Genomic DNA, 18,949 nt, shown 5'->3' with positions numbered 1-18,949 from the left:
TATTCTTCTTGGCCTTTACGCATAAATCTTTTTCTTCCACTATATACGCACACATCTCATAAAGAATGCTGCAAAAAACAAATATGAAAGTGAAAGAAAAACACTCACCAAAAACTATAAAAATCTTCTTGAGAGGAATTAACGCTATAGCATTTTATGACTTCACGCATTCTATATCTTCGCGTAAAATTTCAAGTTCCAACCATTCTTCTTCTTTTTGCGCGCAAGCATTTTTCTTTTCGTCCAGCGCTGTTGACAAACGCTCGAAACGCTCTTTATCGCTGCTATAGAGTTCTGGATCAGAGAGCTCTTGTTCAATTTTTTTTATTTCATTTTGCAAAACAGCGATTTGTTCCGGCAATTTTTCCAGTGCATAAACCTGCTTATAAGACAATTTACGCGGTGTTGTTTTCCCCCGCTCTCCAAAGCCATGATTTGTGGTTGAAACCTGTTTTCCCTGCCCCCGCGCACGAGGATTTGATAACGCTTTGTGCTGTAATTCTTTATCTTTTCGTTGCACCAATGCAGCTTGCTTGTTTTGTGCGATCATATCACTATAACCACCAGCATATAAAACCCAATGACCATCCCCTTGAGGCGCCAACATATGGGTTACAGTTCGATCTAAGAAATCCCTATCATGGCTCACCAACAACACCGTTCCAGCAAAATCAGCGATAAATTCTTGTAACAAATCCAATGTTTCCATATCCAAATCATTGGTCGGTTCATCAAGAATCAAAAAATTTGCTGGCCGTGAAAGAAGTCGAGCAAGCATGAGGCGGGCTCTTTCTCCACCTGAAAATTCTTTGAGAGGTGTGCGCGCTTGTTCAGGTAAAAACAAAAAGTCCTTCATATAAGAAACAACATGGCGTTCTTGCCCATTGATCAAAAGAGTATCGCCCCTTCCACCGGTGAGATACTGCGCTAATGTTTCTTCTTCATTTAAAATACGCTGTTGATCAAGCAGCGCCATGGAAAGGTTATATCCATGCTTCACCGTTCCACTATCGACCGCTTCCTTACCAATCAGAGTAGAAAGCAATGTTGTCTTTCCAATCCCATTGGGACCAACCAAACCGATTCTATCTCCACGCTGAACACGCAAAGAGAAATCTTTCACAATAACGCGATCACCATAAGATTTTGAAATACGCTTTGCGTCAATCACCAATTGACCAGAATGATGGCTTTTAGCAGCTGTGAAAAGTGCACTTCCCGGTTGCCCTCTATAGGTTTGGTGAATCTGTCTCAGTTCTTTTAACTCTCCCAAACGGCGCATATTCCGCTTACGCCGTGCACTCACCCCATAACGCAACCATTGTTCCTCACGCACAATCTGGCGTCCCAATTTATGTTGTTCTTGCGCTTCTTCTTCAAGGGCCTTATCACGCCAATTCTCAAACTGCGAAAACCGCATTTCCAATCTTTTTGTTACACCGCGATCAAGCCAGAGCGTTGAACGTGTGACATTTTCTAAAAAGCGTCTATCATGAGAAATCACCACAATAGCTGAGCGCAAAGCACCTAAAGCGCCTTCAAGCCATTCAATAGTTGGTAAATCAAGATGATTGGTTGGTTCATCTAAGAGAAGAATATCTGGTTTGGCCGCAAGAGCGCGTAACAAAGAAACGCGTCGCTTTTCCCCACCAGAAAGTGTTGCTAACTTTTCTGTTCCTGAAAAACCAAGATTTGTGCGAAGGGTATTTACCCACTGTACATCAGGTATATTGTCCAGACCAGCTTCCACAAAGGAGTGAACATTTTCAAAACCTGAACAATCAGGATTTTGCGAAACATAACGCACAGTAACCCGAGGGTGGCGAAAAATTTCGCCAACATTCGGTTCTCTTATTCCCGCGGCAATTTTTAACAGCGTTGACTTCCCACAACCATTCCGGCCCACCAGCGCGATACGCGCCCCTTGCTCAACCGATAAGCAAGCTTGGTTGAGCAAAGGAGTTGTTCCAAAGGTTAGGAAAATGCGGTCAAGCCGCAGCAGCGGCACCACCATTAACGCCCATAACGATGACGACAAGGCGCCTTATACATCACACCTCTTCCATCACGATAGGCACACAAACGCGGTGCATGTGTTTTATGTGGCGTGCGGACTCTTTGAGGACAAGGTGCTTGGTAAACTTGACCTCTATAATCACGATATGCGCACAGTGTTGACTGCTGAATAGCCATCTGTTTTTGCTGTTTTCTCTGATTTACAGCAGCACCTGTTACTGTTCCTGCAAGTGCACCAAATGCTGCACCGGTCAAAGCTGCTTCCGGTGAGCTTCCAGCAATTGCTGTTCCTGCCAAAGCGCCTATTGCTGCTCCCCCAACACCATACTGCGCAACTCTTTCATCAGTTGTAGTACATGCCACCGTACTTAAACCAATGGCAGAAACAACTGCTATTTTCAAAATTGATTTCAACATATGAAAACCTTTCCTTCTCAAGATCAATACATAAATATATTTTATGCCGGCACTTCCTCACTATGCCCCCCTCTGCCTTATTCAAATATACCGGAAGAGCTTCATGGAATAGGTACAGACGCCAACAATATAGCTTTTCCAGAACCTAAATGGCAAGAAAAGGTTCCACAAATACGATTAGAAAGTGTTAAAGATGACCCAAAAGACACATTCTCATCACAAAGTGGCCATTTCACCCCTGTGAGCGTTAATTCTTGTAAATCAGAAAAACCGATAATACTAAACAAGCATCCTTCAGGAAAATCACATGAAAAAGGCTTTGGCAAAAGCGGCCATCCTTCTTCAAGACCACTGGTTAATAACACTGAGATACCTTTTTCTGCCATCATCACAGCTTGTGTCATATGTGAAAGGCTATGATCACTTCTTTCCCCTCCCAAAGCTCCACACAAAATAAGCTTTTGAGCACCATTTTGCAGTGCTCTCTCACATGCCAAAGCACAATCGGTCATATCTTTATCAGAGGGAAAAACCTCACGGGGAACATGACAATATTTGTCTCTCAAAGCTTGGTCAGAGGAATCAAAATCCCCCAACCACAACTCAGGCATCACATTCAGCGCTACGGCATGACGCATTCCACCATCAGCAGCAATCACGCGACTGTTGCGAATTTGATTGCGCAAACGATCAGTGACACAAAGATCTCCATTTAACAATATTGTAAATGTTGTCATGCCATACTCTGCCTTTCGTACTGTTTCCCTTTATTATAAAAATAGCCGTTTTTTATAGACAATAACCGTGATATAGGCAAAAGAATCCTTTTCAAAAGCTTCTTTATTGTAAAATAACACATACAAAGACACCAATGAACGTCGCCAAAATACACGCAGAAAATAAGGGGAAAAATAGTCAAAGACACCAGATCTTTCGGTACTCCATTCTTCAACGCGATTTTTCTTTTCACAGCAAAATGTATAAAGCAACTCTCATAAGCTTTATGCTCCTCCTTTCTGCTTGTCATACGAATCTTTCCAAAAACGATACGCTTTCTTCTTTAGATTCTTCTGAAACGATCAAACGTACCAACAAAAACGATATTTATGTCACATTAAGCACGATACAACACCCGCGTATTTTGCAACTCTATGGCGGCGCATATTATGATGCAAAACTTGATCGCTTATTAGCAAAAATTGTGCGGAAACTTACTGCTGTGTCACACAATTCTCAGCAAGACTATTCTGTAACAATTTTAAACTCCGAAAGTGTCAATGCCTTTGCGCTCCCAGGAGGTTTTATTTATATCACGCGTGGTATGCTGGCATTAGCCAATGATTCTTCAGAAGTTGCAGCCATTTTAGCCCATGAAATAGCCCATATTATCGCAAAACACGGTATTTTACGTTTGCAAAAAGAAGCCGAATTGAAAAGAGCAAATCATACGTCACCGCGGCTTTTCTCTCACGCAGAAACAAAATCCCCCATTAAAAACAAGCAACAAATTGCGCAATTTTCACGCAATCAAGAATTACAAGCCGATTCACTTGCACTCGATATGCTTAAACAAGCAGGATATGATCCCTTTGCTTCCCCGCGTTTTCTCCAAACAATGGAAGCATATAGAGTTTTTCGTAATACCGCAGGCACTTCAAACGCCTCCTTAGACTTTCTAGCAACCCATCCAAGCACCCCGCAACGGATTCGCCTCGCAACAAAAAAAGCACGTAAAATCAGTACAACTCCCATGGAAACCACTGATCGTGATTCTTTTCTGAAAAGCATTGATGGTATGATTTTTGGGGGCAGTTTTCATACGGGCTTTGTGCAAGGAAATCGATTTATTCACCCGCAACTGCGCATAACTTTTTCCGTTCCAAACAATTTTACAATAGAAAATTCAGCGCACACAGCTTGGGCAAGTGGACCAGATAAAATTGCCATTCGTTTTGATGCCCTCCCGCGCCCCAATGAAATGTCTGCGCATGATTATTTGAAAAGTGGATGGATTGCAGGACTAGATGAATCGTCTGTTCAGCCAATCACCATTCAAGGACTCTCTGGAGCTCATGCCCGCGCAGCCAATGAGCAATGGCAATTTGATGTAACTGTTATTCTGCTTAACAATCACGTGTTTCGTTTTTTGACAGCTGCTCCGCATGATTCTCAAAACTTTAAAGAGGTTGCTGAAAAAACCGTACAAAGTTTTCATTTTCTTTCCTCATCACAGTTAAAAAAACTGAAACCCTTAAAGATCCGTATTGTACGCGTTAAACAGGGAGAAACTGTTGCAAACCTTGCAAATCAAATGCAAAATACACCCGATAAAGAAAAATTCTTTCGCATTCTCAATGCTCTTTCCCCCACCCAAACTTTACGGGTAGGGGCAAACGTTAAAATTGTCACAGAATAGCTTTAGCCTTCTTCATGATTTTCTGCATTCTTGTTTCCCTCCTCCCCCCCCTTATCCCTTGGCTCGGTGAGACATCTTCTACAGAAATTTGCTTAACCTTTAAAACCAGCTTTACTCGTGCACTTCTCTTCCCCTAATGTTCCATACCCAATCCAGATTTTCTTGAGAAACTCTCAAATGTTTACACATCATAAGCATCTGCTGGATTGACTGTAAGCAAGGCGGAGCGTAACTTTTGCAAAGCCCGTGCTTCAATTTGGCGCACCCGCTCTTTTGAGATTCCTAACTTTTCACCCAAAACTTCTAAGGTAGCTCCCTCTTCATTCAGGCGACGGAAACGAATAATTTCAAGTTCGCGTTCATTGAGAATTTGCAATGCATCATAAAGCCATTGTGTGCGCCGTTGACCATCAATCACTTGCTCAATTAACGCATCAGGAAGAGGACTATCATCCACAAGAGCATCCATTTTAGCAACAGGATTATCGCTGTTCTCAGAAACGGAAACACTTAAAGAATTATCAGCACTAGAAAAACGAAAATCCATAGTTTCAACATCACGCACGGAAACACCGAGTTTTTCAGCGATTGTGCGAAAGATATCTTGTTTTGAAAGAGCACTATCATCCTGCACCAATTTCGCCCGCAAACGCCGAAGATTAAAGAAAAGTGCTTTTTGTGAAGAACTGGTTCCTCCTCGAACAATAGACCAATTTCGTAAAATATAATCTTGAATAGAAGCGCGTATCCACCATGTTGCATAAGTCGAAAAACGCACCTCCCGATCAGGCTCGAAACGCGCAGCAGCTTCTAAAAGGCCCACATACCCTTCTTGCACCAGATCCCCCAATGGCATTTTGAAACGTTTAAAACGGTTAGCAATCGCAATGACCAAACGCATATGCGCTGCTGCAATTTGATGCATAGCTTCATCATCACGTTTGTCTTTCCATCGCAGAGCCAAATCATGTTCTTTTTCTCGTTCAAGATAAGGCGCTTGCATAGCGGAACGCATCATATTACGTCCCAAGCTTTTGTCTGCGTCGCTATAATTTTTGCTGCTTTTATAAACAGCATTTGAAAGATTACCCATAATAACCCCTTGCGATTAAAAATATCAAAATTGATTTGGCAACGACATCATTATTCTTTCTTAAAAAGAACGCAAAAGTTGTTTGCTTGCATTACCACTACTTTAGCGTGTAATTTTATAATCGCAATTGTTTTTTTATGGCAATTGTAAAACTTCTTGTTAAAAGACACAGATTCATTAACAAAAGACGCTTTGCTATATGCCTCCTCACCGGCAAAAAACTGGCAAAAACCGGTAAGAAATGCGCAAATATAAGAGAAATGTCGTTCCTTACATTTTGATGACAGAACAGCACAAAATAAAAGGATCCGCCAAACCAAATACTGTTTTGTTTAAATTTCGACTCATCTTGCCTTTTTCATGAAGAAGTCATTTTACGCTTCCAGCAACGCAATACAACCAATAAGTGTAGTGCGTATAAAGCATACCGAATGAATAAAACATGAATAAAAAAGGAAATAGCTCAAATTAAAGTATCAAAAAACAACAAGAATGATTGAAGCAAACGTAACAAACGTGTTAAAGGAGCAACACAATGATAGGATTGTAGAGGATAAGCTTTTTACCAGTGTGTTGCACTGAGAAAGAAATTGATCATGGATAGCAAGATTGTTCCACAGAATGATATTCTTCAAGATGATATTCTTATTGAAAAACATGGAAATGGTAAGTTTGAAGGTTTTCGTTTTTATGCCAATAAAAACAAGATAGATCAAACTACGGAGAGACAAAACTTAGCTGATAATGAAGATTTGGTTCTTGCTTTTTCCAAACGTGCAGCGCGTTTTTGTGCTTGTGCTAATGGAGATTTTACACTCAGTTCTGATGGAATTGTGCGCTGGATTGGCCAACCTGTAGGACAACTTGTTGCAACGGAAGATTTTTTAAAACCCAAACTTATTGTTTTAGCAGATACGCAATTAATGGGAGAAGCTCGAGATAATGTGATAAAACGGTTAGAGCGTTTTGTTACTTTTCATTTTGAAACAGCTTTAAAGCCACTATTTGATTTGCGCAATAGTGATAGCTTGACGGATTCAACAAGCAATCTTTCCTTAAAACTTGTCAACGCTTTAGGAATATTACCGCGTCGAGAAGTTGCCACCATTGTTAAAAATCTTGACCAAGAATCGCGTGCAGTTCTGCGGCAACTTGGTGTTCGTTTTGGCGCTTTTCACATCTATGTTGCAGCAATGCTTAAACCAGCACCGGTCCAAGCAATTACACTGTTGTGGAGCCTTCAAAATGAGGGGCATGATCAAACGGGTATGGGTGAAGTTTTTTCCGCGTTGGCTGCTGGACGAACCTCCTTGGCTGTTGTTCCTACCTATAATCGCCAATTTTATCAACTAGCCGGTTATCGAATCTTAGGGCAACGTGCTGTACGCATTGATATTTTAGAACGCCTTTCCAACCTGATCCGCCCCACGCTTCATTGGAAACAAGGGAGTGAGCCAAAGCCTGATGGCGCCTATGATGGCAAAAGTTTTTTTGTTACATCCGCAATGATGTCCATTCTTGGAGCCAATGGAACCGATATGGAAGAAATTCTTAAAGGGCTTGGCTATCAATCTCAACCCATAAGCAGTACTGTTCTTGAACAACATCTTCTTGCAGAGCAAAGCTCTTCTCATACAAATATGAGTGAACAAGATATTCCAGCGGCAGAATGTGTTGGCGATCAATGGCAAACAATGAAAGCCTCCAAAACAGCAGAAGAGGAAAAAACTTTATCTCCTTGTGTTAAAACACAGCAAGGGAACACAAATTGCTTACCGGCGGCTGAACCTGTTGGTGATTTTGCCAAACAAAAACGCACTACAGCAGAAGAGAAAGTTGTTTTACTGTGGCGTTATCAACCTCAGTTTCATCACCATGCATACAAAAATCGTGATAAATCTGGGTACAAAGGACAAAACAAACAGAAAAAGGCTTTCAAAAAAGGGGTAAACACGAATGAAAACACCCCCCAAACAACCGTATCAAACGCAAAACCTTCTTATAAGTCTCACCGATCTCATACCAAACGTACCAATAATAAATCCTTTCAAAAAGAGAAACGCCCTAATCCTGATTCCCCTTTTGCAAAATTAGCTGCGCTACGCGATCAACTCACAAAGGATAAAGACACCCATACACTTTCTTCCAAAGAGCACTAAAAAAGATGGAGTTTGATTTTGGCTTATGTAGTAACGGATAACTGCATTCATTGCAAATATACGGATTGCGTTGAAGTTTGCCCCGTTGATTGTTTTTATGAAGGTGAAAATATGCTTGTCATTCATCCCGATGAATGTATCGATTGTGGTGTCTGCGAGCCAGAATGCCCAGCGGAAGCTATTAAACCTGATACAGAACCAGGCCTAGAAAAATGGTTAGAGCTTAATCTTCATTATGCGAACAAATGGCCTAACTTAACCACCCGAAAAGATCCGCTTCCTCAAGCAAAAGAAATGGATGGCGTTGCAAACAAATTAGAACAGTATTTTTCAGAAAATCCAGGAAGTGGCGAATAACCCTATAAACCCTTTCATGTTCCTTCAAAAAGTTGAAAACATTCTTTTTTAAAAAGAAAAATTCTTAAGCGAAATGATTGATTCTTTTAAAGTTTGATGTTAATGTTATTTTAACGTGATCATCTTTCTAAGTATTGTTTTTTGCTTTATTGTTATAAAGCAATGTATTTTTGTTGGATTTAAAAGTACTCAGCTTTTATGCTCATTCAATTAGTATAATATACTTGGTTAAAGAGCGCTTAACCCTCAGGTTTATAGCCTGTTTTCCGGTACATTTATTGGTCATAAAGGGAGTAAACTAAGATATGGCATCCCAGCACGGAACGTCCTCCAATGCTAAAGGATTTGCAACCTCTGAATACATCGTCTACCCTAGCCATGGAGTAGGGCAAATTATCGCGATTGAAGATCAAGAAGTTGCAGGACATAAATTAAAACTCTTTGTCATTCATTTTGCAAAAGATAAAATGGATGTCAAAGTACCAATTGCTAAAGCCATTTCCGTTGGAATGCGTAAATTGTCCGCTGGTGATTCCGTCGAACGTGCCTTAAAAATCTTACACGGAAAAGCACGCGTTAAACGAACCATGTGGTCACGCCGTGCACAAGAATATGATGCTAAAATCAATTCGGGAGATCTTATTTGTATCGCTGAAGTGGTGCGTGATCTTTTTCGCTCGGACGTGCAGCCTGAACAATCTTATTCTGAGCGTCAACTTTATACCGCTGCACTTGAACGGATGGCGCGTGAAATTGCTGTTATTAATAATCTTTCTGAAACAGAAGCCATCAATCTTATAGAGATGCATCTCTCGAACAAGCCAAAACGTGAATTTAAAGCTGAGAGAGATGAAACAAATGCAAACGGTAATGTTTACGCTGCATAATAAAAAAGCCAAGATATTTTGAATACAAAGTAAAACCAGCACTATGCTGGTTTTATTTTGTGCTGTATACATGTGCAGTAACAAAAAAAATTTATACCGCCCCCCCTATTTTCCCATCCAACAATATATTGGTGAAATAAGTGGTATCATAATTTTCTCGTGATAAATCGGTATTGCGACTATCTTTTTGGAACTCTCAATGTATATGCGTGATTGAAAAAAATACCCGCTAAGATTATCCCCTCGAGAGAGAGGCTTCACCACTCTCTCCCAGTACATGCCATAGTGCACAAGAATCCTTCGAGTCATTTATCAGATGATAAAAACGGGCTCTCTTAACAAACTCGAAGAGAAAGCTCCCAGTATTCCCCAGCATACGGTCTAAAGAAAAACGCGTGCACAACAATTCAAATTATCACTTAAGAAAACAAAAAAGCCATAAGAAAGATCACTGTGTGACCAAACAACGCCACTCTTTAAATCCTCATCGAAGATGAATTATCAAACAGCATGCTTTATTTATGCATATAACTTATTTGTGGAATCAAACAAACCTTACCACTGCCAGAGAGAAGAATTTCAATCTTTAGCAGGTAAAACTGGGCGCCCACGATACATCCCAGTCTTCAAATCGATATGATGGGGACGACGCAATTCACCAGAATTTTTATCCTCGATATAAGTCGGCGCCTTAAGGGCATCAGCCGAACGGCGCATACCTCGCTTTGATGGAGAGGTTTTTCGTTTAGGTACAGCCATAAAGAGACACTCCAAATCCACTAAAAAAGAACAGGCAGTATCAAAAATGATACAGCCTTTATCCGTAACATCAGAAAATCTAGCCGTCTTATACACTGATAAGAAAGAAGAGGCAATGTCAAAATGACCGTACCTTCATGAAAAAAGATGCAAAAATGATAAAGTTACGAACAAAATTGACTATTTTATACATTGATGAAAAATTTTTAATAAAACTTTCACTTCATTTTTTATTTGGCTTTAACCCAACTCGGACATACAGTATGCCTTAAAGATAAAAAAGACATTGATCTTTTTAATAAAAAACCTAGGCAGATTGTTTAAAATAAGAAAAAACGACACTTTTCTTTTTTGTCTCATTTTGCAAAAATAAAGGAAGCAAGAATGCACGAATTTACCACCCTTCTTGCAACACATGGGCGCAGCGTTGAAAAGCGCCTTGATGGATTATTAAACAACAAAATAGAAAATGGTGAAATTGCCCGTCCTGAAATTCTCCTCAAAGCCATGCGCTATGGTGTCTTGAATGGTGGAAAACGCTTGCGTCCTTTTTTGGTCATTCAAAGTGGAGCACTTTTTGATATCCCTCCTGAACACTCTCTTGATGTTGCATGTGCATTAGAATGTGTACACTGTTACTCGCTCATTCATGATGATCTCCCAGCCATGGATAATGACACACTTCGACGTGGACAACCCACCGTCCACAAAGCATTTGATGAAGCAACAGCAATTCTAGCGGGCAATGCTCTTTTGACATTTGCCTTTGAAATCATTGCTCATAAAGCTTTTGCTCTCTCTTTTGAAACGAGAATAAAACTGATTACAGCTCTTGCACAATCCGCAGGACTTGGTGGTATGATAGGCGGTCAAATGCTTGACATTGAAGCAGAAAAAACACCGCAAGAGAGCACCAACATTATGACTCTCCAACGCATGAAAACAGCCGCCCTTATAAGCTTTGCATGCCAAGCAGGAGCAATCATCAGCAATGCCTCTCAAGAATTAACAGAAAAACTTGCTGCTTTTGGAACCTATCTTGGTTTAGCCTTTCAACTGACGGATGATCTTCTGGATGTGACTGCCAGCAGTGAAGACTTAGGCAAAACTGCAGGTAAAGATGAAACGGCCCAAAAAGCCACATTTGTTCGTCTTTATGGCATTAAAGAAACGCAAAAAAAACGGGACGAACTGATTGCTAAAGCAGAATCACTTCTACACTCTTTTGGTGAAAAAGCAAAACCACTCCAACAAGCAGCCCATTTTAGTGTAACACGCAAAAATTAAAAGTGCCCTGCTCCACCAATAGCAAAACACCAGCAGAAGGATTTGCAAAACAAGAGCCTTTTTCTGTGTCAATTCACATACTTTTTAAAAAACATTTCTTATTTTTAAGAGACCTTTCTTAAGGCCCCAAAGCCCATCTCACCATAGAATCTATGAAGAGTATAACCGTCATTGAGCACCACCATCTTTCCCTTTGTGAAGAAACAAACTGGTCTCCATTATTTTATTTGCTAGCTCTCAATGTTACAGCATCCCTTTCATGAGCCTTCATGAGAAACATTTTACTTCTTTTTCAGTATTTTACCCCCATGAACCCCGCTTATAACATGCAAGGAAATGATTTTCAGTGATTCCAGATAAGAGGCTTTAAGATTAAGAGAATCTTCGTCTCTTCGGCGTTATTATTGAAGTTAAAAAACGAGGAATGACCATGATAGATCAATTTGTTGCCAATGATAAGCAGCGGTTTATTTCACTCTTGCCCAAAGCGTTTATGAATATAATCACTTAAAAGAGATTCAAATTCCTCAGCAATATGATTACCACGCAAAGTCTTTACCTTTTGGCCTTCAATAAAAACAGGCGCCGCTGGACTTTCCCCCATTCCAGGCAGTGAAATTCCAATATCGGCATGTTTTGATTCTCCCGGTCCATTGACGATACATCCCATCACTGCAACCTTTAAATTTTCAACCCCAGGATATTTTTCACGCCAGAGGGGCATGTTTTTGTATAAATCCGCTTCAATCTTTTGTGCTAATTGCTGAAACACTGTAGAGGTTGTACGACCGCATCCAGGACAAGCTGCCACAACAGGCAAAAATTGTCGAAACCCCATCACTTGTAAAAGTTCTTGCCCCACCCTCACTTCTCGTGTCCGATCTCCACCGGGTTCAGGTGTTAATGAAATACGAATTGTATCCCCAATTCCTTGCTGTAACAAAATCCCCAAAGCCACAGAAGAAGCAACCACCCCCTTTGTTCCCATCCCTGCTTCTGTCAATCCTAAATGGAGCGCATAATCACAACGCTCTGCTAAAGAGCAGTAAACAGCAATGAGATCTTGAACATCACTCACTTTAGCAGAAAGAATAATGTGATCACGTCCCAAACCCAACTCCTCAGCGAAAGCAGCCGAAAGCAAAGCCGACTGAACAACTGTTTCCCGCATAACCTCAACAACAGATAAGGGATTTTCCTGCCGTGCATTTTCATCCATAAGGCGTGTCAACAGGGCATTATCAAGAGATCCCCAATTTACACCAATGCGAATAGGTTTTTGATACCGACAGGCAATTTCGATAATTTCCGCAAATTGCCGATCCTTTTTCGCACCAAAACCAACATTTCCAGGATTAATACGATATTTTGCAAGCGCCTCAGCGCAAGAAGGATGATCTGATAAGAGCTTATGACCAATATAATGAAAGTCCCCCACCAATGGTACAAAAAAGCCCAACCGCTCCAATCGTTCTCGTATTTTTGGCACAGCAGCAGCAGCTTCATCACGATCAACGGTAATCCGAACCAATTGTGAACCTGCTTGCCAAAGAGCAGCAACTTGAGCAACCGTTGCATCAACATCAGCAGTATCCGTATTGGTCATCGACTGCACAACGATTGGGCTCGAACCACCAACAACCACATCGCCAACCGCAACCGCAACAGACCGGCGACGCTCAAGAGGTTTAGAGAAAGAATAGGTTGTGCTCATCAAATCCTCAAATTTTCAAAAACAGCGCTCTTGATCATCATTATTACGGCAACGCCCGCCATAGTACAATTTTAAAAAGGAATAAAAGAAAATTGCTACATCGTGCCAAAAATTTTGCCTGCTCTCACATGCTAACAAGCAATGCAATCAATGCAACCTTTCCATCATCAAGCCGTTATACAAAAACCCCAAACATAATTTCAACTGTCGTACAACACTATAAAATATGAAGGAGTCAACAGATGTGTCTATTTTCGACCCATGCCAAAAATGCTAAAATTAAAAAACGTATTGCACAATTAAAAAATGAACTCAGCTCCACGAGCCCATGGCATTCCAACAACAACGGCTTTGAGAACATTTCTGATATGCTTGATACATGGAAACAAAAAGGCCAGCATGCACTTTACCACCTTAATGAACATGCTACACAATTGAAGAAAAAAGCCAAAGAAAATCCTAAAAAAACCATTGCATTAACCGCAGGGATAATTTTAGCAAGTTTCTTGCTAATACGCAAAAATTAACAATACACCCAACAACCAGTTCTTTAATGCCGCTAAGCCTTTTAATGCCCGCTTTGAGTCGGGCATTTTTATAGCTTTAACACAACGTGACAAAACACCATCCTCATTTTGTCTGAAATAAATCTCCTTCCCGTTCTATAAAGACGAGAATATTTTAACACCAATCTTATGACAAATTGGTTTTTCCTTGTAGATTCCACACACCACTAAGTAAATTCACTTCACAGATTTATAAGGCAAACCCAGCCCTGACATCTTCTCTACAACTGTACAGTTCTGCACAGAGTTAATATAAAACTGACATGAAATAAAAAAGGCACTGTCTCTAATATGCATGAATGTGCCTAAAGGCCCTAAAGGACAATATTTTACAGCACAGCAGATAAGAATTTAAAGAGATGAATCATGACATACCAAACAAAATCTTCTAAAGTAAATGCCCATTTACTATAATTAAAAGGGATAAAAATCAAAGTCAAAAAGCCCAAAATCTTAACCTCCAGAAGCGCGTTGTGAAGTATCCACATAGGTAACGACGGACATTCCAGGAATGAGTTTTTCAACCCCCTCTTGTCCAGGATCTAAAGCAATACGCACCGAAATACGTTGCGCAATTTTAATGAAATTTCCAATTGTTGTATCTGTTTTTAAGAGCGAAAATTCTGAACCTGTTGCGGGTGCGAAACGAACCACACGCCCTGTTAATTTCTTATTGTCCAATGCATCAACAGAGAAAATAACCGGTTGTCCCACACGCATCTGAGAAAGCTGTGTTTCCTTATAATTGGCAATCACCCAAACATCATTAGAAATAACCGACACCAATTGCGTACCAGGCAAAACATATTGTCCTACCCGTGCACCAACCAATCCAACAGTTCCTGTTCTAGGAGATAAAATCTTCGTATGCTCCAAACTGAGCTTAGCCAATTCAACACCAACCTTTGCTTCTGCAACCTCCGACTCCAAGTTTTTCCGTTCAAGATCCAATTGTTTTTGCAATTGACGTTTTGTTTCAAGTGCTGCCAATAATTGGGAAAGAGGACGAGAAACGGCATTGCCAGCATCACCAAAACCTAACTTCTTATTTTCAGAAAGAACATTGGAGAATGCACGTGAGCGTGCCAATTCTGCTTCTGCTGTATTAATTTCTCCCTGCAAAAGCTTATCCTGAAAGACAATGCTTTCAAGTTTTGCATTTTTTGCATCCAGAACAGCCTGTGCTCTTGCAAGCTGTTGACGAAAGAGAGAATCATCGAGTTCAAAGAGAAGCATTCCCTTTTCAACGCGTTGATAATCTTGCACATAAATGCGTGAAATCACTCCGGAAGTCCGAGAACTCACCAAGATCACATTACCCTTAATGGAAGCATTATCGGTCATTTGAATGGTACTGACAAAAGGAGGAAGTTTCCAAGCCCATAAAATCAACAAAACACCAGTAACCCCAGAGAAGAATGCAATAAGCGTCGCTTTTGACCGTAGTAATTTTATCATTTTTTGCAACCCTCTTTTTTATGGTATTACCCAACTATGGCATTACCCTATTTTTTGCATCTAGGCAAAGAGCATGACTTGACAAATATTTTGACAAGGAAAACAGCAAATACACCCATTGCAATATAAAAATAAAGTCGAAAAACATCACCATAAGCGAAAATATTTGCTGTTAACTTAAACTTTTCAATGAGTTTATTTGCTCCTTGCCCATCCGCTAAAATATTGGGAAGGGAAACACCATAAGAGGGCGAAAATAAGGTATTAACCTCCCTTGAAATAAGCGGATCCGTAATAACAATATTTTGTGTTAAAGACTCAAAGTTCTTATGAGCGAAAAAAAACTGCAGACTGCCAAAAAAAGCTGACCCCATCAACCCGCCTGTCACTTGTGTCAGCAGAAAAACAGTAATAAAACTCAAAACGTAACGCGGTCCTCGCGCACCAGCTATCACAAACCCCTTCGACAGAGCAGGAGGTAAAAAGAGCGCATAACTAAAACTCACCAACCCTTGACTAAACATCATATCTTGCGGACGCGTTAAATGATTGACAAAACTATCTAAATAAGCGCCGAGCGCCAGACACCCCAAAGATAACAGATAAAAATAATCCTCACGTCCCTCGCGTAAAAAAAAGACACAAACAGCTCCCCCTAACAGGACGCCACCTATAACCGCAAGATACATGGGTGCCATCTCACGATTTAACAAACCAAAAAGGCTAAAAAAACTTGCTGGTAAATTTGATCGCTCTAATAAGAACACGTGAAAAACAAATAAAATGAGTACAGATTGTAGCATTTCTTTACTGAATAGCCAACGTAAATCAATCAACGGTTTTTCTCTATTCAGTTCAATAATAATCGCAATCACCAAAGAGGAAATAGCAAGCGCAAATCCCCAACCAATCCATGGTGCTTCATACCACCAATATAATATACCAACAGACATAATCACTGCATTAAGCCCCAAGCCAAATGCAATCAAGCTGTAGCTTAGCCAATCTAATTTCTGAATGACCTTATTACGAACAACAGGGGTAAGTGGAAGAGAAAAAATACAGCCCAAACTGATAAGAACCAATCCCATTTCGAGTGCCGAAAGACTAGAAAACCCACCATTTTCCAGTAAATCAGGTGAAATCAAACGCGAGAGAGGAACAGCTAAAGCCGCATTCATATAATTCAAACTCAGAGCAACAGTAAACTTTTTTGCTGGTGCAAAAGCTTCCATCATATAAAGAAGTGCAAGCGAAGCCAAAGGGGCGGCAGCAATACCAGCAAAAAAGCGAATAATCAGCGCAGAACGCAAATCCGTCACAAAGAGCTGTAAAACACAAACCAAAACGAAGCCAAGGATTGATAATTCGGCAAAAGCACGAAGGCCAAATTGGTAGCGGATTTTGATCAACATGATCGCAACACTCACATTTGGTGCCATATAGGCAGCAACCAACCATGTGGTCTCAGTCAGAGTTGCGTGAAAATCGCCAGTAAGATGGACAATGTTAGACTGAACAACATTAGCCCCTAAACCATAAGCCCATTGCAGAATAAGAGAAGCAAAAATATAAACAAAACATTTTGGTAAAGGCCCCGCAAAAACACGACCTGGATGAGGGAAAGGCTTCCCTCCTTTTTTAGCAGACACAACCGTACTTTTTTTTCCGCTCATGTCGCCTTTTCCTGTATAATCCTTTACGCCTCTGTCACTCCAGCGCCAGCTGCTAGTTGATGGAAAAACTCTTCTACCTTACGATTTGCCTCATCACTTGAAATGCCTTCTAATATTGCTCGAACCTGCAAAATCTGCTGTTCCAAAGTATCAAAAGAAAGATGCTCAACCGCCACCACTTTCTCTACTAAAAGCGAGCAGCCCGAAAAGGTAATATTTGCAACGCCCCCACAAACAGCAAACAGCTTTTCCCCTGAAGAAGTGAGAACACGAACACTCCCCAAAACAATGCTTGTCACCAAGGGCGCATGATGCGCCATAACTGTTAGAGCCCCTGATGCAGAAGGAAGAACAACAGATACCACTTGTTCTGAAAACACAAGTTTTTCAGGCGCCACAAGCTCAAATAAAAAACACTCTACTCTATTGTTTTCCACAGTAACCTCCACGAAGCTCGATACAAAGACCTCTTGTCCTTTCTACAACAAGCATTCGTTACAGATTTCTTCTTAAGAAGAAGCTTCTGCAATGAGACGCTTTCCTTTTTCAATGGCTTCATCAATCCCACCAACCATATAAAAAGCAGCTTCTGGCAAATCATCATAATCACCAGCACAAAGCCCCTTAAAGCCTTTGATTGTCTCTTCTAAAGAGACGAGTTTTCCAGGTGAACCAGTAAAGGCTTCCGCCACATGGAAAGGTTGCGAAAGGAAACGTTCAATTTTACGCGCCCGCCCTACCAGCAGCTTATCATCTTCAGAAAGTTCATCCATTCCAAGAATAGCAATAATATCTTGGAGCGCTCTATAACGTTGTAAAATGGTTTGCACTTGGCAAGCAACGGTATAATGCTCTTCACCGACAATCAATGGATCTAACATACGCGAGAAAGAATCGAGTGGATCAACTGCTGGATAAATTCCCTTTTCAGCAATAGAACGTGAAAGAACTGTTGTCGCATCCAAATGGGCAAAAGAAGTTGCGGGTGCTGGATCCGTCAAGTCATCTGCTGGAACATAAATAGCCTGAACAGAGGTAATAGATCCTGTTTTAGTACTGGTAATACGCTCTTGCAAAGCGCCCATATCCGTAGCCAAAGTTGGTTGATATCCCACAGCAGAAGGAATACGTCCTAAAAGGGCTGACACTTCAGCACCAGCTTGCGTAAAACGGAAAATATTATCCACGAAGAAAAGAACATCCTGTCCCTCATCACGGAAGCTTTCTGCAATAGTCAATCCGGAAAGAGCAACACGTGCACGCGCTCCTGGTGGTTCATTCATTTGCCCATAAACCAGTGCACATTTCGATCCTTCTGTTGAACCATTATTCTCTTTGGGATTCACATTCACACGGCTTTCGATCATTTCATAATAAAGATCATTTCCTTCACGGGTACGTTCTCCCACACCAGCAAAGACAGAATAACCTCCATGCGCTTTTGCAATATTGTTGATCAGCTCCATAATGAGAACGGTTTTACCAACCCCAGCGCCTCCAAACAAACCAATCTTTCCGCCCTTAGAATAAGGTGCTAACAAATCAACCACCTTAATACCCGTGACAAGAATTTCCGACACGGTTGATTGCTCCACATATTCAGGAGCATCTTGGTGAATAGAGCGCATTTTCGTTGCTGCAATTGGTCCAACATTATCAACGGGCTCTCCAATAACATTCATAATACGACCAAGCGTTGCTTCCCCAACAGGCACACTGATCTGTGTTCCTGTATCAAAGACCTTTTGCCCACGCGTCAAGCCATCTGTGGTATCCATAGCAATTGTGCGCACCGTATTTTCACCCAAATGCTGCGCAACTTCTAAAACCAACCGATTGCCTAAATTCTCTGTTTCTAATGCATTGAGAATATTTGGCAATGCACCTTCAAACTGCACGTCAACAACAGCACCAATCACCTGTTTAATCTCACCAACGGCGCCTTTTCCACGCACCTCTTTAGAACTTGCACGCGTAGTTTTTTGAGAAGAAGCAGGTACAGAACCAGAAGCATCCTTCATGCTCGTTTGAGATTTTGAGGCGGCTTTTTTTACGCCTGAACGAGCAGCTGATTTTTTTTCTGTAACTTTTTCTGCTCCCTTGCTTGACGTCACTGCTTTTACCATCAATTCTTACCTTTTCCG

General features: G+C 40.9%; 16 protein-coding genes. 6 read left to right on the top strand and 10 right to left on the bottom strand.

Annotated features, from left to right (window positions below):
* Positions 1-154 precede the first annotated feature (154 nt).
* From ME1_RS02410 to ME1_RS02400, 3 genes are all read right to left on the bottom strand, one after another.
* Positions 155-2,014 carry an ABC-F family ATP-binding cassette domain-containing protein gene (locus ME1_RS02410; protein WP_004862762.1) on the bottom strand — a complete coding sequence of 620 codons (1,860 nt, stop codon included), beginning with the start codon at positions 2,012-2,014 and terminating at the stop codon, positions 155-157.
* Positions 2,014-2,433 carry a hypothetical protein gene (locus ME1_RS02405; RefSeq protein WP_004862758.1) on the bottom strand — a complete coding sequence of 140 codons (420 nt, stop codon included), beginning with the start codon at positions 2,431-2,433 and terminating at the stop codon, positions 2,014-2,016. Before ME1_RS02405 ends, ME1_RS02410 begins: the two co-directional genes overlap by 1 nt.
* A gap of 101 nt (positions 2,434-2,534) precedes the next feature.
* A complete protein-coding gene (locus ME1_RS02400) occupies positions 2,535-3,170 on the bottom strand; it encodes a thiamine diphosphokinase (protein WP_004862757.1) in 636 nt (211 codons plus the stop codon).
* A 134-nt stretch (positions 3,171-3,304) separates the two neighbouring features.
* On the opposite strand from ME1_RS02400, the gene ME1_RS02395 reads away from it, so the two are divergent.
* Positions 3,305-4,849: a M48 family metalloprotease gene (locus ME1_RS02395; protein WP_004862754.1), complete on the top strand. Its 1,545-nt coding sequence runs from the start codon at positions 3,305-3,307 to the stop codon at positions 4,847-4,849.
* A 181-nt stretch (positions 4,850-5,030) separates the two neighbouring features.
* Here the strand turns inward: ME1_RS02395 and ME1_RS02390 are convergent, their stop codons facing one another.
* The gene (locus ME1_RS02390) at positions 5,031-5,942 is read right to left on the bottom strand and encodes an RNA polymerase factor sigma-32 (protein WP_004862751.1); all 912 of its coding nucleotides are present in this window, start codon (positions 5,940-5,942) and stop codon (positions 5,031-5,033) included.
* A 596-nt stretch (positions 5,943-6,538) separates the two neighbouring features.
* On the opposite strand from ME1_RS02390, the gene ME1_RS02385 reads away from it, so the two are divergent.
* From ME1_RS02385 to ME1_RS02375, 3 genes are all read left to right on the top strand, one after another.
* The gene (locus ME1_RS02385) at positions 6,539-8,101 is read left to right on the top strand and encodes a hypothetical protein (protein ID WP_004862746.1); all 1,563 of its coding nucleotides are present in this window, start codon (positions 6,539-6,541) and stop codon (positions 8,099-8,101) included.
* A gap of 18 nt (positions 8,102-8,119) precedes the next feature.
* Complete coding sequence (gene fdxA, locus ME1_RS02380; protein WP_004862744.1) at positions 8,120-8,458, top strand: ferredoxin FdxA; 339 nt, start codon at positions 8,120-8,122, stop codon at positions 8,456-8,458.
* Between the two features lie 305 nt (positions 8,459-8,763).
* Positions 8,764-9,345, top strand: coding sequence for a CarD family transcriptional regulator (locus tag ME1_RS02375; protein WP_004862741.1), 582 nt, complete (start codon positions 8,764-8,766; stop codon positions 9,343-9,345).
* Positions 9,346-9,924: 579 nt separating this feature from the next.
* On the opposite strand, the gene rpmF is transcribed toward ME1_RS02375, so the two are convergent.
* Positions 9,925-10,104, bottom strand: coding sequence for a 50S ribosomal protein L32 (rpmF, locus tag ME1_RS02370; protein ID WP_004862737.1), 180 nt, complete (start codon positions 10,102-10,104; stop codon positions 9,925-9,927).
* A 384-nt stretch (positions 10,105-10,488) separates the two neighbouring features.
* On the opposite strand from rpmF, the gene ME1_RS02365 reads away from it, so the two are divergent.
* A complete protein-coding gene (locus ME1_RS02365; protein WP_004862734.1) occupies positions 10,489-11,391 on the top strand; it encodes a polyprenyl synthetase family protein in 903 nt (300 codons plus the stop codon).
* A gap of 472 nt (positions 11,392-11,863) precedes the next feature.
* Here the strand turns inward: ME1_RS02365 and ispG are convergent, their stop codons facing one another.
* Positions 11,864-13,105 (bottom strand): flavodoxin-dependent (E)-4-hydroxy-3-methylbut-2-enyl-diphosphate synthase, encoded by a 1,242-nt coding sequence (gene ispG, locus ME1_RS02360; protein WP_004862731.1) that lies wholly within the window; start codon positions 13,103-13,105, stop codon positions 11,864-11,866.
* A gap of 242 nt (positions 13,106-13,347) precedes the next feature.
* On the opposite strand from ispG, the gene ME1_RS02355 reads away from it, so the two are divergent.
* The gene (locus tag ME1_RS02355) at positions 13,348-13,632 is read left to right on the top strand and encodes a hypothetical protein (protein ID WP_004862728.1); all 285 of its coding nucleotides are present in this window, start codon (positions 13,348-13,350) and stop codon (positions 13,630-13,632) included.
* A gap of 492 nt (positions 13,633-14,124) precedes the next feature.
* On the opposite strand, the gene ME1_RS02350 is transcribed toward ME1_RS02355, so the two are convergent.
* From ME1_RS02350 to atpD, 4 genes are all read right to left on the bottom strand, one after another.
* Positions 14,125-15,129, bottom strand: coding sequence for an HlyD family secretion protein (locus ME1_RS02350; RefSeq protein WP_004862727.1), 1,005 nt, complete (start codon positions 15,127-15,129; stop codon positions 14,125-14,127).
* Between the two features lie 47 nt (positions 15,130-15,176).
* Positions 15,177-16,805 carry an MFS transporter gene (locus ME1_RS02345; protein ID WP_004862724.1) on the bottom strand — a complete coding sequence of 543 codons (1,629 nt, stop codon included), beginning with the start codon at positions 16,803-16,805 and terminating at the stop codon, positions 15,177-15,179.
* Between the two features lie 23 nt (positions 16,806-16,828).
* Positions 16,829-17,242, bottom strand: coding sequence for a F0F1 ATP synthase subunit delta/epsilon (locus ME1_RS02340; protein ID WP_004862722.1), 414 nt, complete (start codon positions 17,240-17,242; stop codon positions 16,829-16,831).
* Between the two features lie 72 nt (positions 17,243-17,314).
* On the bottom strand, positions 17,315-18,931 hold the full coding sequence (gene atpD / locus ME1_RS02335; protein ID WP_004862718.1) for a F0F1 ATP synthase subunit beta: 1,617 nt from the start codon (positions 18,929-18,931) through the stop codon (positions 17,315-17,317).
* Between the last annotated feature and the right edge of the window lie 18 nt (positions 18,932-18,949).

The sequence above is a fragment of the Bartonella vinsonii subsp. arupensis OK-94-513 genome (genome assembly GCF_000278235.1).
Lineage (GTDB): Bacteria > Pseudomonadota > Alphaproteobacteria > Rhizobiales > Rhizobiaceae > Bartonella > Bartonella arupensis.
Note: the sequence above shows the minus strand (reverse complement) of the source record. Positions and strands in the feature narration are given on the sequence as shown.

Coding starts and splice junctions, on each gene's coding strand:
- ME1_RS02400 (WP_004862757.1), bottom strand. CDS start 3,170: ATGACAACATTTACAATATTGTTAAATGGAGATCTTTGTGTCACTGAT.
- ME1_RS02390 (WP_004862751.1), bottom strand. CDS start 5,942: ATGGGTAATCTTTCAAATGCTGTTTATAAAAGCAGCAAAAATTATAGC.
- ME1_RS02375 (WP_004862741.1), top strand. CDS start 8,764: ATGGCATCCCAGCACGGAACGTCCTCCAATGCTAAAGGATTTGCAACC.
- ME1_RS02365 (WP_004862734.1), top strand. CDS start 10,489: ATGCACGAATTTACCACCCTTCTTGCAACACATGGGCGCAGCGTTGAA.
- ME1_RS02395 (WP_004862754.1), top strand. CDS start 3,305: ATGAACGTCGCCAAAATACACGCAGAAAATAAGGGGAAAAATAGTCAA.
- ME1_RS02410 (WP_004862762.1), bottom strand. CDS start 2,014: ATGGTGGTGCCGCTGCTGCGGCTTGACCGCATTTTCCTAACCTTTGGA.
- rpmF (WP_004862737.1), bottom strand. CDS start 10,104: ATGGCTGTACCTAAACGAAAAACCTCTCCATCAAAGCGAGGTATGCGC.
- ME1_RS02355 (WP_004862728.1), top strand. CDS start 13,348: ATGTGTCTATTTTCGACCCATGCCAAAAATGCTAAAATTAAAAAACGT.
- ME1_RS02345 (WP_004862724.1), bottom strand. CDS start 16,805: ATGAGCGGAAAAAAAAGTACGGTTGTGTCTGCTAAAAAAGGAGGGAAG.
- ME1_RS02385 (WP_004862746.1), top strand. CDS start 6,539: ATGGATAGCAAGATTGTTCCACAGAATGATATTCTTCAAGATGATATT.
- atpD (WP_004862718.1), bottom strand. CDS start 18,931: ATGGTAAAAGCAGTGACGTCAAGCAAGGGAGCAGAAAAAGTTACAGAA.
- ispG (WP_004862731.1), bottom strand. CDS start 13,105: ATGAGCACAACCTATTCTTTCTCTAAACCTCTTGAGCGTCGCCGGTCT.
- ME1_RS02405 (WP_004862758.1), bottom strand. CDS start 2,433: ATGTTGAAATCAATTTTGAAAATAGCAGTTGTTTCTGCCATTGGTTTA.
- ME1_RS02350 (WP_004862727.1), bottom strand. CDS start 15,129: ATGATAAAATTACTACGGTCAAAAGCGACGCTTATTGCATTCTTCTCT.